15 protein-coding genes are annotated in these 16,936 nt (G+C 63.1%); 2 read left to right on the forward strand and 13 right to left on the reverse strand.

Annotated features, from left to right (window positions below; genetic code table 11):
* Positions 1-79: 79 nt before the first annotated feature.
* The 3 genes from ACFMO3_RS03215 to ACFMO3_RS03225 all read right to left on the reverse strand — a co-directional run bounded on the left by ACFMO3_RS03215 (position 80) and on the right by ACFMO3_RS03225 (position 2,546).
* On the reverse strand, positions 80-1,027 hold the full coding sequence (locus ACFMO3_RS03215; protein ID WP_376788994.1) for an ABC transporter permease: 948 nt from the start codon (positions 1,025-1,027) through the stop codon (positions 80-82).
* Between the two features lie 112 nt (positions 1,028-1,139).
* Positions 1,140-1,535 carry a D-ribose pyranase gene (gene rbsD / locus ACFMO3_RS03220; RefSeq protein WP_376788995.1) on the reverse strand — a complete coding sequence of 132 codons (396 nt, stop codon included), beginning with the start codon at positions 1,533-1,535 and terminating at the stop codon, positions 1,140-1,142.
* Between the two features lie 15 nt (positions 1,536-1,550).
* Positions 1,551-2,546 carry a LacI family DNA-binding transcriptional regulator gene (locus ACFMO3_RS03225; protein WP_376788996.1) on the reverse strand — a complete coding sequence of 332 codons (996 nt, stop codon included), beginning with the start codon at positions 2,544-2,546 and terminating at the stop codon, positions 1,551-1,553.
* Between the two features lie 182 nt (positions 2,547-2,728).
* Here ACFMO3_RS03225 and ACFMO3_RS03230 point away from each other — a divergent pair, with 182 nt between their 5' ends.
* Positions 2,729-4,390, forward strand: a complete 1,662-nt coding sequence (locus ACFMO3_RS03230) for a hypothetical protein (RefSeq protein ID WP_376788997.1) — start codon at positions 2,729-2,731, stop codon at positions 4,388-4,390.
* Positions 4,387-5,706, forward strand: a complete 1,320-nt coding sequence (locus ACFMO3_RS03235; protein WP_376788998.1) for a DUF58 domain-containing protein — start codon at positions 4,387-4,389, stop codon at positions 5,704-5,706. Before ACFMO3_RS03230 ends, ACFMO3_RS03235 begins: the two co-directional genes overlap by 4 nt.
* A 21-nt stretch (positions 5,707-5,727) precedes the next feature.
* Here the strand turns inward: ACFMO3_RS03235 and ACFMO3_RS03240 are convergent, their stop codons facing one another.
* From ACFMO3_RS03240 to ACFMO3_RS03285, 10 genes are all read right to left on the reverse strand, one after another.
* Positions 5,728-6,540: an ABC transporter permease gene (locus ACFMO3_RS03240; protein WP_376788999.1), complete on the reverse strand. Its 813-nt coding sequence runs from the start codon at positions 6,538-6,540 to the stop codon at positions 5,728-5,730.
* Between the two features lie 172 nt (positions 6,541-6,712).
* The gene (locus ACFMO3_RS03245; RefSeq protein WP_376789000.1) at positions 6,713-8,029 is read right to left on the reverse strand and encodes a glycosyltransferase family 4 protein; all 1,317 of its coding nucleotides are present in this window, start codon (positions 8,027-8,029) and stop codon (positions 6,713-6,715) included.
* 74 nt (positions 8,030-8,103) lie between these two features.
* Entirely contained in the window at positions 8,104-9,048 is a 945-nt protein-coding gene (locus ACFMO3_RS03250) for a prephenate dehydrogenase (protein WP_376789001.1), read from the reverse strand.
* Between the two features lie 82 nt (positions 9,049-9,130).
* Positions 9,131-9,283 (reverse strand): hypothetical protein, encoded by a 153-nt coding sequence (locus tag ACFMO3_RS03255; RefSeq protein WP_376789002.1) that lies wholly within the window; start codon positions 9,281-9,283, stop codon positions 9,131-9,133.
* Positions 9,284-9,318: 35 nt separating this feature from the next.
* The gene (locus ACFMO3_RS03260; RefSeq protein WP_376789003.1) at positions 9,319-10,350 is read right to left on the reverse strand and encodes an ABC transporter ATP-binding protein; all 1,032 of its coding nucleotides are present in this window, start codon (positions 10,348-10,350) and stop codon (positions 9,319-9,321) included.
* A gap of 97 nt (positions 10,351-10,447) precedes the next feature.
* The gene (locus tag ACFMO3_RS03265) at positions 10,448-11,404 is read right to left on the reverse strand and encodes an ABC transporter ATP-binding protein (RefSeq protein WP_376789004.1); all 957 of its coding nucleotides are present in this window, start codon (positions 11,402-11,404) and stop codon (positions 10,448-10,450) included.
* A gap of 8 nt (positions 11,405-11,412) precedes the next feature.
* On the reverse strand, positions 11,413-12,759 hold the full coding sequence (locus tag ACFMO3_RS03270) for an ABC transporter permease (RefSeq protein WP_376789005.1): 1,347 nt from the start codon (positions 12,757-12,759) through the stop codon (positions 11,413-11,415).
* On the reverse strand, positions 12,756-13,907 hold the full coding sequence (locus tag ACFMO3_RS03275; RefSeq protein ID WP_376789006.1) for an ABC transporter permease: 1,152 nt from the start codon (positions 13,905-13,907) through the stop codon (positions 12,756-12,758). Before ACFMO3_RS03275 ends, ACFMO3_RS03270 begins: the two co-directional genes overlap by 4 nt.
* A gap of 82 nt (positions 13,908-13,989) precedes the next feature.
* A complete protein-coding gene (locus tag ACFMO3_RS03280; protein ID WP_376789007.1) occupies positions 13,990-16,533 on the reverse strand; it encodes an ABC transporter substrate-binding protein in 2,544 nt (847 codons plus the stop codon).
* Positions 16,534-16,698: 165 nt separating this feature from the next.
* Positions 16,699-16,936 (reverse strand): zinc ribbon domain-containing protein (locus ACFMO3_RS03285; protein WP_376789008.1); only part of this gene is annotated, 238 nt, incomplete at its 5' end.

Below are 16,936 nucleotides of genomic sequence, written 5' to 3' on the forward strand. Positions count from 1 at the left end.
GCAAGGAAGCTCCAAGCGGGAAGGCTGGATGTCCCTCCTTGATTTCTCCTCTTTAACCGGAGGAGGGAAAGGCTCGTATCTATTCCCGCCGCAGCGCCCGGTGAAGCAGCAGTGCCGCGGCGATCACACCCCCTTTGAATACCTGCTCATAAAAGGACGGGATGTTCAGCAGATTGATCCCGTTATTGAGCACCCCGATGATCAGCGCGCCGATCAGCGTGCCCCCCAACCATCCCTCTCCACCGGTCAGGCGAGTCCCGCCGATGACCACCGCCGCGATGGCATCAAACTCGTAGCCAATCCCCAGGGTCGGCGGGGCAGAATCCAGACGGCCGATCAGGACCAGCCCGGCCAGAGCGGCCAGGAGCCCGCTCAGGCCATAGGTGATCACCAGATGTCGCCGGAGCGGGATCCCGGCCGCCTGCGCTGCAGCCGGGTTGTTTCCGATGGCCAGCAGGTGCTCCCCAAAAACGGTGTAGCTCAACAGAAATCCTCCAAACCCAAACACCAGCGCCATCCCGAGAACCGGCACGGGCAGGGGCCCTACCCATCCCGCCCCCAGCCATCGAAAAGACTCGGGAAAGCCGGTGATCGGCCGCCCCTGGGTGTAGCTGAGGGCCAGCCCCCGGGCAACCGTCATCATCCCCAGCGTGGCGATGAAGGGCGGGATTCGCAAATAGGCCACAGCGGCTCCGCTCAGCATGCCCATCAGAGATCCCAGGATCAGCGCGCTGACCATTGCCAGCGCCGGCGACTGACCTGCTGTCACCAAGCTGGCCGCCACCACCCCTGTAAACGCCAGGACCGAGCCCACGGAAAGATCGATCCCCCCGGTGAGGATTACCAGTGTCATCCCCACCGCGATGATGCCGTTGATAGAGGCCTGACGGACCACATTGATCAGGTTGCTTGGCGTCAGAAAACGCGGGGAGAGCACGCTCAGCACCAGACAAAGCATCCCCAACGTTAGAACCAGCCCCAGCCGTGTCCAGCGCTCCCGAGCCTCCCACGCCCCCAGACCCGACATCAGATTCGCAGGTTGCTCCAGCCTCCTCATCCGCTCCGCCGAAGGGTGATCCATCCCTGCCCGCCTCGAAGAGAAAATGCCTGGCAAAGCCAGCGAAAAAACACACAGTCACTTAAAAGATCACGCCCGACACCAAGATCACATTGGCATAAGGGGTGCATTCGCCGGTCCGGACCACCGCGCGCGCAGTCGCCGTCATCGCCTTGAAGACCTCATGGGGCACGTGCTCAAGGGGGATCGAGGCCAGTCGCTCCCGTAAGGCGGCATACAATGTGGGGCTGCGGTCCATCATCTCAACGGCCATAATCGCCTTCTCTACGTGAAGTTCCTCCAGGACTGCATCGAGGACATCCAGAAAAGGGGGGAGCCCCGGACGAACCGCCAGGTCAATCCGCTGGACCGTTGGAGGGATGGGCAGACCCGCGTCGGCGATCACCAGCAGATCCCCATGACCCATCTGAGCCACCACCCGGCTCAAAGGAGCGTTGAGTAACCCCCGTTTTTTCATCGAGAACCTCCCCGCTCAGGTGGAATGCCGAACGACCATGCGAACCGGCAGCAGATAACGGGCCGGTGGGCGTCCCCCCGCCTGGATCCGGCGAAGGAGGAGCTCCCCCGCCAGCCGGCCCATCTCATAGGTGGGCTGGGCCACAGTGGTCAGGGGTGGGATGACATAGGCCGCCAGGACGATATCATCGAAGCCGACCAGAGCGATATCCTGAGGGATCCGCAGGCCTGCCTCGCCGATCGCCCGCATTGCCCCGATCGCCATCAGATCGTTGCAGGCGAAAATCGCTGTCGGGCGGATCGCAGGGGGGAGGCTTAAGAAAAAACGCGCCGCGTGATATCCGCTTTGCGCTCGGAAATCCCCCCGACGGATCCAGACATCCAGGGGCTCGACCCCCGCTTCCTCCATGGCCTTTCGATAGCCGCGCACCCGATCGGCGCTCGGCGTGAGATCCGAAGGGCCTGTGATGCATGCAATGCGCCGATGGCCCCGATCCAGCAGATGCCGCGTGGCCCAATAACCGCCCTGGAAATTGTCCGCCAGCACGCAATCCGCTTCCAGACCCGGGAGATCGCGATCCACCACGACGAAGGGGATCCCACGTTCCTGAAGGATAGCCAGATGCGCAGGCGTCGCGCTGGCCGAGACCAGGGCAATCCCATCCACCTGTTGCTCGATCAGAACCCCCAGATACCGTTGCTCCTTGATCGGATCGCCATCGGAGTTGCAGAGGATCAGACTGTAATCATGGGCGAAACTGAGATCCTCCAGCCCGCGGGCGACCTCCGCAAAGAAGGGGTTCGCACTGTCCGGCACAATCAGACCCAGCACATGGGTTCGCTTGCGACGAAGACCCCGAGCCAGCCGGTTGGGACGATACTGCAAGGCCGCAGCCGCTTCCCGCACCCGGGCCTCCACCTCCGGGCTCACCGGGCGCGTGCCATTCAACACGTAGGAAACCGTCGCAATCGATACCCCAGCACGTCGCGCTACATCCCGTAATGTCACCATATCATCCACGAAGTTAAACGTTTAACCCTATGCCCATGAAAGCACCAACCGGAGCATTTGTCAAGGGGAAGAGCCTATGGCGTGGGCTTGGCGATCGTCCTGCTCCGCGCGGCCGCACCTTTCAAGGATCCGCCTATCTATCATTATCTATGGACGAATCCCTCGGATCCGGAGACCTTACGATGCGGACCCGTTACCTCCCCCCGGGCCTCCCCCGGGGCCGAATCCTGGGGGCTCTGGCGTTGGCGTTCGCCGGGCTGCTGGCCCTCTGGTGGCAGATCCGGCTCCAGCCAGTGCCCACCCGCTCGCCTTCCGAAATCCACTCCAAAGGCCTCGCCGGATATGTTCGGGTGCGAGGCGTGGTCGCGGAGCCGCCCCGCTGGGATCCTGAGGGGCCCCGCCTCCTCTTCCCTCTGAGCGATGAGATGGCCAACCTTCTGGTTCTCGCTTCTGGCCCCATCGCTACGGCGTTGCAGCATCAGGGACGCATCCCCCGAACCGCAGATATCGTGACGGTGGAGGGGCGGGTGCGGGAAGATTCGGATCCCCCCATGCTGGAGGTTCTCTCTCCCAGCGCCATGACGATCGAACGGCCGGAGCCGCTTCCCCTCGCTCTGAGCGCGCTGTCGACCGCTCCCATTGGGACGCGGATCCGGATCGCCGGCCAGATCCGAAGGGTGCGTCGTCCCTATGCGAACCTGACCCTGGTCCGGCTTCAGGATGAAACGGGGGCGGTCGAGGTAGCTTGGTATGAAGATCTGGCCGGACGGCCGGAGCTCCCCCCGGGCGTCGGGCTTCAGATCACCGGCGCGCTGGGGCTTTACCAGGACACGCTCCAGGTGGTGCTGGATGACCCGGAAGGATGGGCGATGATCCCCTGGGCACCCAGCCCCCGGCCGATCGCTCAGGCGATTGACCTCCCGGACGGCGCCTGGGTGGGGATCGCCGGCCGTCTGATCCAGCGCTCCGAGGGCCGATGGACGGTCCAGGATGATACGGGGACGATCGAGATCGGGCTTTCCCGGGAGCTTCAGGCCGCCCTCACCGCCACCCCCTCGGTGGGCGTCCAGCTGCAAGCCTGGGGCAGACTGCGGCGGGCCCGCGGGGAACCGGTGCTCTTCCCCGAGCTTTCCCTGGACATACACTGGGAGCCTCCGGCCGCGACGTCCACGCCTTCCCCTTCCCCCACCCCCACCCCACTCCCCACACCCTCTCCTTCACCTCACCCGTCTCCCACCCCTCGCCCGCGGCCGACGGCCACGCCGTTCCCACTTCCCGAGCTGTCCACGCTATCTCCAGGAGCCCGCCTCACGGTAGAGGGGACGGTGATGGACCTCCAGGGGTTCTCCGCCGGATGGGCGGTGATCCTGGAACAGGAGGGGCATCGCCTCCGCCTGTTCATCCCGAACCGGCAGATGGCGGAGGTGCCGGGGCGGGAGGGGCTCTACCTGGGGGCGACCATCCGGGCCACCGGGGTGCTGACGTCATATCGCGGGGAGCTGGAGTTGCTTCCCCAGCAGGGTCGTGACATCATCGTGAGAAAGGGGATCCGACCGGAGGCGCCCCTTCGTTCCATCGGAAGCCTGACGCCCGGCGACCAGGGCACGCGGGTGCAGATCCGCGGGGACATCGTGGAGGCGAGGAGCTTCTCCGCCGGCCTGCGCCTGATCGTGCGCGACGAGAGCGGGATGCTCCCGGTGATCCTGTGGGAGAACGTCGCCGCCATGGTTCCCGAACGATGGAAAGCAAAAGGAGCAAAGGTGGAGATCGTCGGGCAGGTCCGCGTCTATCGAGGAGAGCTCCAGCTCATTCCCACGGTGCCGTGGGAGGTTCGATCCCCATGACCGCGCTTCCCTCCTGGCCACCCTCCCAACCCGCTTCCCCGGAGCGGCCGATCCCCCGATGGACTCTGCGGCCACGGGCGCGGGGTCTCCTGCTACTGACGCTTATCACCGGCCTGGCGGCGATGATTACCGGCCGCTCGATCCTCTACCACCTCACTTACCTGCTCCTCGCCCTGCTGATCCTCTCCTTCGCCTGGGCCTGGAGCGCCGTGCGGGATCTGGAGATCCGACGGATCCCCCGCTCCCGGCGGAGCGCCGTGGGGGGGTTCTTTGAAGAAACCCTCATTCTCCAGAACACCGGTTTCTTCCCCAAGATCTGGCTGGAGGTGCGGGATGGCTCCACGTTGCCCGGCCACCGCGCCAGTTTCGTGCTGGACAACCTGGGGCGAGGGGGGAAGCGCCTGTGGACGGTGCGGACGCGCTGTCGCCGTCGGGGGCTGTATCGCCTCGGGCCGCTGACCCTCATCGGAACCGATCCGTTCGGCCTTTTTGAGGCCACCCTGCAGCTGACGGAAACCGAGGAGGTGCTGGTTTATCCGCCGATCCTGCCGATCAGGCGGCTGGGCCTGCCGCCGGGTTTCTGGCGAGAACGGGAGTCCGCCCGGCAGCGGACCCCGGAGGTGACCCCTAATGCCGGAGGCGTGCGGGAATATCAGCCGGGGGACGCCTTTCAGCGGATCCACTGGCCTTCCACGGCCCGGCGGGAGCGCCTGATGGTGAAGGAATTCGATCAGGAGCCCGCCGCAGAGGTATGGATCGTCCTCGATATGATGGCCGATGTCCACGTCCATCGGCCGATTCAAGATGAAGAGGAATGGCTGGCCGAGAAGCCCCGGCTTCCCCCTCTTTCCACGGAAGAATATGCGGTCGCCCTCGCCGCTTCCCTGGCCGCCTACTTTTTGCGACACGGGCGGATGGTGGGGATCCTGGCGTATGGCTCCCGCCGCCTCCTTCTGCCGCCTCATCGCGGGGAAAACCAGTTAGAGCGTCTCCTGGAGGGGCTGGCGCTGCTGCGGGCGCATGGCGAGATCCCCTTCCACCAGGCCTTACAATCCCATGCCCTCCGTATCGCCCGCGGCTCCATCCTCATCCTGATCACCCCCTCCGGCGATCCGCGATGGGCGATGACCGCTCGGAGCCTGGTCTCTCAAGGCATGCGGGTGGTCGCCATCGTACTGGAGACCGCCTCCTTCGGCGGGGCGGAGACCGCCCCTCGCGTTCTTCCCATGCTGAAAAACGCCGGCATCCCAGCCGCCGTGATCCGGGCTGAAGAGCCCTTCGCCTTCGCCCTGGAACGGCTGAGCTCTGCCGGGTGATCGCCGCCAGATCTCCTCCCCTCAAACTTCCTCGGCGAAGCGGGGGCTGAGCCGGCGGAACAGCACATAACCCAGAAACCCTACCAGCCCGGCCGTGACCAGGGTCCGAATGAGGAACTCCGGCGCTGTATACGTCCCATAGTAAAAGAGATCGTGATAAGAAGCGATGATCGAGGCCATGGGGTTCAGGCGCCGGGTCCAGAGCCAGACGTCCACCGAGATCCCCAGGAACGAGGCATTTCGAGGCAAAACCGATATCGGATAGAAGATCGGGGTCAGGAAGAACCAAGCCAGCAACAACACCTGGAGGATATGCCCGGTGTCCCGGTAGAACACATTCAAAGCCGAGACAGCCAGGGCCACGCCCGCGGTGAACAACCCATGGGCCAGCAGCGTCAGCGGCAGCAGCAGCAGCCAGGGCGTCGGCCGGATCCCGGAGAGCCATGCGATGGCGAAATAGATAGGCAGGGAGATCAGGAAATTCAGCATATTCGAAAGGACGACCGAGAGGGGAAGAATCTCGCGGGGGAAATAGACCTTGCGCACCAGGGAGGCGTTGGCGGTGACGCTCTCCGCAGCTCCCTGCACAGAGAGGGCGAAGGCGTTCCATGCCAGGATGCCGATCAGCACAAAGGCGTGAAAGTGTGGAAGGCTGGCCGGCCCCCGGTTCATCACAGTGAAAACCACTGTGAATACGGTCATCATCAGCAGGGGGTTCATCCATGACCAGGCCACGCCGAGGACCGAATTCCGGTATCGGACCTTGAGATCCCGCCAGGTGAGCAGCCAGAGCAGATCCCGATAATGCCACAATTCAACAACCCCGCGAAGCATCCGATCCCCGCCTCATCGCCCGGTTGGATCCAGATCACGGGAGATCCCCTTCCCGCAGTTTCCCCAGGAATCCCCCAAGGAATAAAGCCAAGCCATAGCCATTGGAGGTTGATCCCCATAGAAGCTCGGGGTTGGAGCCTTCCCCGTATCCGCCCATCGAGCGAGATCCGGATCATTCTTCCATCTTCCGGATACGGGTGGAGCTATCTGGAGCCGCCCTCCCCGCCTCTTCTCGCGCGGACTTCCGGGCTGCGGAGGGATCCGCGCCTCTTCGAGGCGAAATGCTGGCCCATGCGGGGAGATGCCTGCCCTGTCGAACAGCCTGATAGATTTCCAATAACCTCTGACCGGCGGTCCTCCAGCTGTAATGGGCCGTAGCGCGGGCGCGAAGCCGGCGGCCGCGCTCCACCGATTCCTCCGGATGACGGAGGGCATACAGAATCCACTCCGCCAAGCTTCCCGCATCCCCCAATCGGGCGTAATAGCCGTCCCGGCCCAGAAACTCCCGGCTGACCGGGGTATCAAAGGCCACCACCGGAAGGCCGGTGGCCATATAGTTTAACAGCTTCCCACTCCCCTCTGTGGCCGACATTTTGGGCGCCACCGCCAGTTCGCCTAACCGAAGATAAATCGGGGCGTGCTCGTAAGGCAGCTTCCCCGTAAACGTCACATGCGCTGAGATCCCCAGGGCGGCGGCCCGGGCCATGTAGAAGGTTTCCCCCGGAAATCCCATGATTATGAAATGAACCTGGGGATCCTGATGAATCACGTGAGCGGCCGCCTCCAGCAGCAGATCCGTGCCCTGATAGGGAGCCAGCAATCCCAGGTAGATCACCCGGCGGCGTCCCCGGGGGATCCCCCATTCCTCCTGCAAGCGCTGGAGCTCCGGCAGCTCCTCGGGGAGCGGAGGGCGGAAGATCTCCGTATTGACCGCATCCGGGAACGGGATCACCCGCTCCGGGGGCGCGCCGAAGGCCTCGATCAAGAGACGGGCCCCGTGAACCGTGCTGGTGAGGATCCGATCGGGCTGCCGATCGATCCAGACCTCCAGCCGCCGCATCAGGGGATACCAGGGCCCATCCGGGTTCAGGAAGCGGTGATCGATCATCTCCCCGGTCAGGCTGCCCTGGAAATCGAAAATCAGCGGAACCCGTAACAGCATCCGAAGGACGCTCCCGATGAGTGCGCCCTCGTGGAGATGCGCGTGCAACAGATGGGGGCGCCAGCGCAGCGCCGTGACCAGCGCCGTGGCGGAGAGATAGAGATCGAAAGCGATCTTATGTCGAGAGGATCCGACCTCATAGTGGGAACGCCACGGCAGAGGAGGGGTGCGGACGATGTCCAGACCCGGGAGATCGCGGCCTTTGTAGTAGGTTACAATCTTCACCTGGAGCCCGAGGGACTGGAGGGCTCTGGCTTCCTCCAGGATACGCACGTGACATCCATAGTCGTTGAAGAACGAAGTCGGCGCGATCATCAATACCCGCATCCGATGAGGCCCTCCGAAGGATCAGATTCGAGCCGTCCAGAACGAGGCCCAGCTCGCGAAAGCTCCGCCCGGGCTTATTGCTTCCGAGAGGAACGAAGGGAGTGGATCCCCAACATGGTTTCCAGAAGGCTGGGCGGATCCGCCGGCGTAGGCAACGCCTGCAGACGCTCGCGCCGGGACTTCAACCAGGCTTCCCGGATCTGGCGGGCGGCGCGGAAAACGTCCTCCAGAGCGGCCTCATTCTCCACATCTGTCAGCGCCTCCCGCAAACGCCCCAGTGCTTCCAGCAGGCGATCCAGCCAGTAGAGCAGGGATTCCCGATTGGCCATTGCCGCCAGCCGCCCATCGGGAGCATCCGGGAGATCTGCGGTCATCCGGGCAAAGCGGCTTCCGATCGCCTGGGGCATTTCCCGTCGGGCGGGGGCGGCGGACCACACCGACAGGAGGGCGGCGCTGAGCAGAGACGGCAATTGCTCGAGAGCCGCCATCCAACCGTCATGCTCGACGGGGTCGATGAAGAAAGGGCGCGCGCCGATCCGCTGGGCCAGCCCGGCGGCCGCCTCCACGGCCCAGGCAGGAGCCTGAGCCGGCGGGCTCAGACAGAACAGGGCATCCCGGAACAAATCCGGTCCGGGTTCCTCCCCGACATCCGGACGGAGAATCGGATGGCCGCCGATGAATGGGATGGTGGGAGGGAGGTAGTGCCGGGCCCAGGCCAAGACCGGGGCCTTGAGCTCCGCTGTATCCAGCACCAGGGTGCCTTCGGCAAGGACGGGAGCGATCGCCCGCATGGCCTGCTCCATTTCGGCCAGAGGGAGCGCGAGGAGGATCAGTTCGGATCCCTCACAGGCTCCAGGAAGGTTCCCGTCTATACGGTCCACGGCCTGTCGTCGCAATGCCTCCCGCGCCCGCCCGGGGTCCGGATCGTGGCCGATCCGCTGGGCCTGGGGCGTCGCCTCCCGCAGCGCCAGCCCCAGGGAGATTCCGATTTTTCCCAGACCGACAATGGTAATGCGCATCCTTGGCTCCCCAAGGAGGTTCCTCCCCGAGTATACCATGGCTGTGTCATGGATCCGGGGGAGGGCGCTCTCCACGCGCTCATCATTCCCGACCGGAACGCCAGGCGAAGAGCAGACCGAGCATCCCGATCAGGAACCCCGCGGCGGATGCAACGTAGGAGAAAAGAGAGAGTAGAAGAGAGGGGGGAAGATAGCGGACGACCATCAGGAAAGCGATCGCCCACCCGAGCAGCATGAGGAAGAGGCCTGCTGTGATCCAGCGCTTAGGGTTCATGGGCGATACAGCCAGCAGGCGACATGATGCTGCGGCCCCACCTCGAAATCTGGAGGCTCCTCCCGGTCACACAAGCCCTGAAGGATGCGAGGGCAGCGGGGGTGGAAGCGACAGCCGGGAGGCGGAGCGATCAGGCTGGGGGGCTCCCCGGGTGGGATCTCCTTCAGCAGTCGGGCATTCTCCGGATCGGGGTCCGGGAGCGCGGTGAGCAGAGCTGCTGTGTATGGGTGAGCCGGATGGGCGAGCAGCTCCGCAATAGGGGCTTGCTCGACGACCCTGCCGGCATACATCACCAAGATGCGGTCGGCGAAATAGCTGGCCGTCGCCAGATCGTGGGTTACGTAAATGACCGACAGGTGATAACGCTGTTGCAATGCCTGAATCAACTTCAGGATCTCCACACGGATAGAGGCATCCAGCATAGAGACGGGCTCATCGGCAATGAGCAAGCGGGGGCGCATCAGGATCGCCCGGGCGATGACCACCCGCTGTTGCTGCCCACCGCTGAGCATGTGCGGGAACTTAAAAAGAAAATCCTCAACTGGAGTCAACTTTACCTCTTCCATGACCTCGCAAACGCGCTCCAGGCGCTGGCGCCGATCCCGAATCCCGCCGACGATCAAGGGCTCTTCCAGGATCTGACGGATGCTCATGAACGGGGGAAGGGCTCCGTAAGGGTCCTGTTGCACATAGCCCACCTGCGTGTTCCGATACCAACGCATCTCCTGGGAGGTGAAGGTGCGAAGATCCCTTCCCAGGTAACTCACCGTGCCCCGGATCGGCCGATGCAGCCCCAGGAGGGTTCGGATGAGGGTGGATTTGCCTGATCCGCTCTCCCCGACCACCGCGAGGATCTCCCCTGGATACAGATCGAAGGAGATCCCATCGACCGCGCGCACATAGCCGGCGCGGCTGAAGACCCAGCGGCGCAACTCAAACCATACGCATAGATCTCGCACGGTCAGGAGGGGCCCCTGGGTCGCATGGGCCATGACTTGATCGGAGACCAGGTGGGTCTGAGGCTCCATATCTGCCATTTTCCTCCTCACATCGGGGAGATCCCAGTCTCCCCAGCCATGGGCATTTTCCTCCGAGCGATCGGGGAACCGCTTGGAAGCCCCCGCGTCATTCATAAAGCCAGCAACGCACCATACGACCATCCCGATGGATCATCGGCGGATCCTGGGAACACTTCTCAAACCGGAAAGGACAACGATCCGCGAAGCGACAGCCTGGGGGGAGCTGGATCAGGCCCGGAGGCCGGCCCGGGATGAACGTGATTTCCCCCCGATGGCGGAGACGAGGCACACTGGCCAGCAAGCCCTTTGAATACGGATGGAGAGGCTCGCGGAAGAACCGTTGCGCATCGCTGAACTCGACGATCTGACCTGCGTACATAACGGCCACCCGATCGGCCAACTCGCTGGACACCGCGATGTCATGGGTGATCAGGATGAAAGCGATCCCGGTCTCCCATTTGATTTGCTTCAATTTGTTGAAGATACTGGCCTGGGTGAGCACATCCAACGCAGAAGTCGGCTCATCCAGGAGAAGGAGGCGGGGAGAGGTGATCATGGCCATGGCGATAGCGGCCCGCTGGCGCATCCCCCCGCTGAGCTCAAAAGGATAGCGCTGGAGGAAGGCCTCCGGAATCCCCACCAGCCGGAAGAGGGCTCGAGCTCGGTCCATCGCCTCGCCTCGGCTCATCCCCAGCTGGTTCACGGCCGGCTCGATGATCTGATCGCCCATCCGCAATACCGGGTTGAAGGCGTTCATCGCTGCCTGGGGGACTAGAGAGATCAGCTTCCAGCGCACTTCCCGGCGGAAGCTTTCATCATCCAGGCGCATCAGATCGAGCCCATCCATGAGGATCGCGCCGCGATAAGCGGCCACGTTGCGAGGCAACAGGCGCAGGATCGCACGGACCAGGGAGGATTTGCCGCATCCGGATTCGCCCAGGATCACCAGGGCCTCGTTATCTCCCACCGTCAGATCCACCCCGTCCACCGCGCGCACGATCCCTGCCCGGGTTCGGAAGTGGAGGATCAAGTCCGATATCGCCAGGAGGGTCTTCGGGGTCATAGCTGGTCTCAGATCTCCCGCAGACGAGGGTTGAACACCCGATCCAGGGCGAAGCCAACAGTGGAGAACGAAAGGCCTGCCACCATCAGCAGGAGGGCGGGCTCCAGCACCCAGTAGTAAGAGCCCTGAAGGAGACTCCCGCTGAAGATCGCCTCGTCCAACACCTTCCCCCACGTAGGCAGAACGGGATCCCCTAACCCGAGCACGGCGAGGGAAGCTTCCAGAAAGACAAAGCTGGGCACTCCGATAACCAGATTCGGGATCATCAGGGGAAGAATGCGGGGCAACAGATAGCGGAGGATGATCCGTCCGCTTCCCGCCCCATAGGCTTGTGCGGCTTCGATATAGGGCAGTTCCCGGATCTGGAGGAAGATCGCCCGATAGTTCTTGATGGTGATGCTGAAGACCGAAAGGACGATGGCGACTCCCAGGATCACGATCAGGCTGCGCGAGTAAAAGGTGCCCACCAGGATGAGGACAGGAAGGAAGGGGATGATGGAGAAGATCTCCACCAGGCGCTGGATCAGCTCGTCCACCCATCCCCGGAACCACACCCCCACGGCGGCCAGCCCCATGGCGATCAGGGTAGTCCCGACGGAGCCCAGCACCCCAAAGGCCATGGCCACCGGGAAACCCCAGAGCAGAGCCACCCCCAGATCGCGGCGATACCGGTCGGTTCCCGCCCAGCCGTATACCTGCCCGTAGGCGATGAATTCCACATCGACATCCGCGTCCGGCTCGAAGGTAATCGCCTCGATGTGCAATCGATAGGTTCCCTTCAACACCCGAGGCTGGCTCTCCCCCGGCGTGGAGAAAAGGGCTTCCTCAGGGGGAACTCCTTCCAGACGTTGGAGCAGCCGGCGATCCTGAGAGAATCGGAACCCCTGTTTGATCCCCTCGACGCGGAGCTCCGCGACCCGGATCGATCGCCCATCCGGTGTTTTCCAGGTCGCCACGAGGAACGGTGCCTTCTCGCGAAAGCGGGACCAGATGTAGAGAGCGAGCTCCTGAGGGAAGGTGTCGTAGGGATAATTGAAAACGAAATCCACCTCGATGCGCCGCCCCTCGCCGGCGGGCTGGCTGTGCTTCCAGGAGGGCTGATCCCGCGTGCTGAAGATCAGGGTATCCGCCAGCTTATCCCGCCGGAACCAGTTCACCCACGCAGGAGGGACCTGACGGGGCGATCGATACCAGACCTCCTCTCCTCCTCGCCACAAGCGGACAGCCTCCGAGTAGGGGATCCAAAGAGGCACGACGAGGGAGATCATCAGCATGATCCCGATGACGATCCCCCCGAGAAGGGCCGAGGGATAATAGCGCAGATCCTTCAGGAAATCTTTTAGCCAGAACCTCATGGGGCCCCCTGCTCCACTCCCGGCCCGCCAATCCGCACCCGGGGATCCACGAGGGCATAGAGGAGGTCCAGGATCAGCACCGTCAGGGCCAGCAGATACGCGAAAATAACGGTCGCTCCCACAATCACGGGAGTGTCCACCAATCCGATGGCCTCATAGATCACCCGACCCAGCCCGGGCCAATTGAACACCGTCTCCAGGATGGGCGCACCGGTCCACGAGGTGATCAATACGATGGCGAAACTCGTAAGGATGTTCGGCATGGTAGGCCGGAGGATATACCGCCGCTCGATGTCACGGCCTTTCAGACCCTTGGCCCGCGCCATTTCCACATAATCCTCACCGGCGTAAATCAAAAAGAAGGTGCGGTTGGCATAAGCGTTGATAAAGAAGTTGCTCAGCGTGAGGGCCAGGGTAGGCAGGATCAGGTGACGCAGCACGCTAAGAGCGTAACTCGTGGAATCCGAGGGCGGGGGGACGTCCACCATGCCTCCGAACGGGAGCCAGCGGAGGGTAGCGGCGAAAATCAGGATCAGAAAAACCCCATAGAACCAGGCCGGTGCGGCCGAGAGAGGAGTCAGAGCGATGAGCAAACGATCCGCCAGATGACCATAACGCCGGGAGAGGGCCAGGCCAGCCCATAGGGTCAAGAAGAAGATCAGGACATTGCTCGTGCTCAAGAGAAGGAGCGTGGGAGGCAGCCGTTCGGCGAGGATCAGACGGACCTGTCGGGATCCGGTATCGCTGGAGATCTGATAGGAGCGTCCCAGATCCAGGAGCAAGGCATCCCTCAAGTAAATCAAACTCCGAACGAGAAAGGGCCGATCCAGCCCGAAATACTGTTCCAACTGCTGCACCCGCTGCTGCTGTAAGCGAGCCCGCGCATCCGGGGAGAGGGTTCGGAAGGACGGATTGGCCAACAGCTCCTGACCGACCCGCTCCCGGATCTCGGCGCGGCGGATCTCATCGACATACCCGCCCATGTTCGCGACAAGGATCGTGAGATAGACAGCAATGACGACCGTGATCGCCAGAACAAGGATCCGGAAGGACACAAAGAGAAAAACTCGCCGGGCGGCTTCGAGCAAGGGCGAGGCGGAAGCCACAGCCTCCGGCTTCGGGGTTACTAGCAGGGCGCCCTGTTCCATTCCTCTGTCTACCCCCCTTGCCGGGCGAGGGCGAGGCTGGAGAGCGCCTCGCCCTCGCCCCAGATCCAGAGGTAGCTCTCGCTTATTTCGTGCTGATGAATTCCAGAGAGGCAAAGGCCGGCAGGCTCACCGGCTTGACCGTCACGATCACCTCCAGCCGGTTACTGCCCGCCCCCAGCTTCTGGGTCACATCCCCCGTCAGGCGAACCTGATAGCGCCCTTCCGCGACGGGAGCGGCCTGGCCACTGGCGGCCACCTGACCCTGAGCATCGAAGACCAGGTAGCGGACGCTTTGGACCTCCGCCGCCGGATAGGGGCGATCCTTCTCCTTCACGCTGACCTCGAAGGTGGCCTCGCTTCCGGCCGTCACCTGGCTGGGCCCTTCCACGCTCACGCTCGCCAGGCGCGGCTCGCTGAACCGGGCCCACTTCTCCGCCGGATCGGGGAAGTCGGCGAAGCGCTTCAGGCTGACCGTCTTCTCCGTGGGGAACACCTTATCCAAATAGAACGGACCCATGCCAACCCAGAAATGGTTATGGGCTTCCACCCACTTCTTCAGGTTGGCATAACGGCTCTGGATCTCCTCCGTCTTCACATACTCCCCCATCGTCGGAGCATAGGGGAGATACCCCTCTTGCGCGGCCTGATTCAGCGTGGCCTTCAGCACATCCAGGCTGGGTCCGGCCACCATGTTCATCCACTCGACCTTCAGCTTCTCAGCCTTATCGGAGGAGAACGTCAGCTTCTTCTCCGCCTCCGCTCGGATCCCCAGGGCCAGGGTGTGCCACGGGCCTGGACCGGAGCCGTAATCAGGGAACCACGTCCAGCCGGCGGCCAGGACCTCCGCGTCCAGCTCGAAAGCGTCGACGTAGCTCTCGATCACCAGCGGGTTCGTCGAGACGATGCGGACGCCTTTGAATCGTTGCATGAACGACTCGAAGCTCGGGACGTAAGATTCGTCGTAAATCGGGCTGTCCGGCTTGGCCCGATCGAAGGTCAGGATCATGTTCAAGATGAAATCCCCCAGGGAGAGGGGCGAACCGTCATGCCACTTCACCTTCTGGAACAGGTCTGCCGGGTAATACACCGTGACCTTGGCCTGAACGCTCACCGGCTGGGTGTAACGCTCGCTGGCGCGAACGAACCGCTGAGCCTTCGCGTCCCAATCCACCCAGGCATCGGCAGGGACCTGGATCTCCTTCGCCGTCTGCAGGGAGACCCAATCCAGAGTCCGAGTTACCGGTAGCCCTTCCCGGACCACCACCTCTGCCCGCTCGAGCCGCTGAGGCCAGTAAAGCCCCGTGTAAGGATCCGGCATAGCCGCCGGGTCACTGGTGGCCCGATAGGCGAAGGCGTCAGAGACCCAGTTGGAGCCGGCCACCGGGTTGTAGGGATCAATCAAGATCCCGTTGAAGGCGATGCGCACCTGGGGGGCAGGGTTCTTGAGCCAGCGAAGGGTATAGGGAACCAATCGGGATCCGCCGATGCCACCGGCCAGATCGTAGGCTGCCGTCAGATCGGCCTTGCGGGCGTTAAAGGATTGCTGATCGACCAGCCATACCCGGACGGAATCCTTCAGCGCCAGCTCCATGGCCCGGCGGAACAGCTGGGCCCGTTCCTCCAGGGTGCGATACTGTCGGTTCTGCAGCTTCGTGGCCACATCCAGGAACTCTGGAGAAGGCTTGTAGGCGGCGGCCAGAGGAGTGCCCGCCAGGGCACTAGTTTGCGGGGTATAGAAATCCGCGAAAACAGTGGAATCGTCCCGGGAGATCGCTGTGTTGATCCATCCACCCGTGTAGAGGTGCCACTTGCCTTCGGCGGGATCGCTCCGGACCCAGATCGGCGAGGCTTCCTTTCGGGTCTTATACTGCCGATCCACAGTAAACCCGACCTGCTCCAGCAGGCCTGCCACATAGTCACCGATGGCTTTGCGCTCATCCTCCGTCCGAATAATGAAGATCAAGGTGACCGGCTTGCCTTTATACAGCCACTTTCCATCCGGCCCGAGGGTGGCCCCCAGCGCCTTCATGCGATCCGCAATGACCTGCTTCGCCTTGTCTGGATTGTGCGCGTATTGACGCTCCAGGGCACGCGCCACATCCACATATCGGGCATAGTCGGGGAAGGCAGAACTTAGGGGCAACCACTTGGGTGTGGCCAAGCCTCCATAGATCTCCTGGGCAATGTAGTTGCGATCGATCAGCCAATTCATCGCCTCCCGAATCTGCGGGTCCCCGAAGGGATTCAGCCGACCGTCCTTGAAGTTCAACACGGGGTTGAAGGTGAGCTCTGTGTAAGCACCCCAGGCCAAGTTATAACCCAACTTGGCATCGCTGCGCACCGTCTTGAACAGCTGGGGATTCGATACTGTCTCCGCGTAGATATCAATCTGACCCGCCTGGAGTGACTGGATCCCCGCCTCCTGGGAGGCAACCGTGGAAAGGACGAGTTCCTGAACGCCCACAGGGGCCGCGGTCGGAGAGGGCACAGGAGCTGAGGTGGGAGTCGGAGCAGGGGCAGTCGTAGGCGTCAGAGGTACTGGAGTCGCCGGACGGCATGCGCTCAGGGCCACCAGGCCGAGCACAGCGGAGATCAACAGGAAATAGGGCGGGCGGTTGTGTTTCATGGCTTCTCCTCCTCATTCATAAGCTGGGCCCCGCTTCGGGGACATTCCCATGCTACAACAGATGGGGCGAGACCATCAAATTCGCTCCGCTCAAGGTTTGGAGCGTTCCTGACCCGAGTCGGGATCCCCGATATGCATGGACTGCTACCGTTCTGTGACTCATCGTCATTTATTTCCCCCAACAGGGGGAAGCGAATGACCAGCCACTTCCGGCTTCCTCGACCCGTGGCTCGTAGACCGGCTCTCCGCCGTTCCGCCGCCAGAGGGATCTCCACAGGCGTCCCTTCCCGGGGAACTCCCGGTAGGGCCCGTCAGGTGGGCCCGCCCGTAGTGTTCCAGGTTGAGCGCCGCGTTCAGGTCCCGATCCAGCACCACCCCGCACGTCGCGCAGCGGAAGACCCGG

It is taken from the genome of Thermoflexus sp., assembly GCF_042408815.1.
Lineage (GTDB): Bacteria > Chloroflexota > Anaerolineae > Thermoflexales > Thermoflexaceae > Thermoflexus.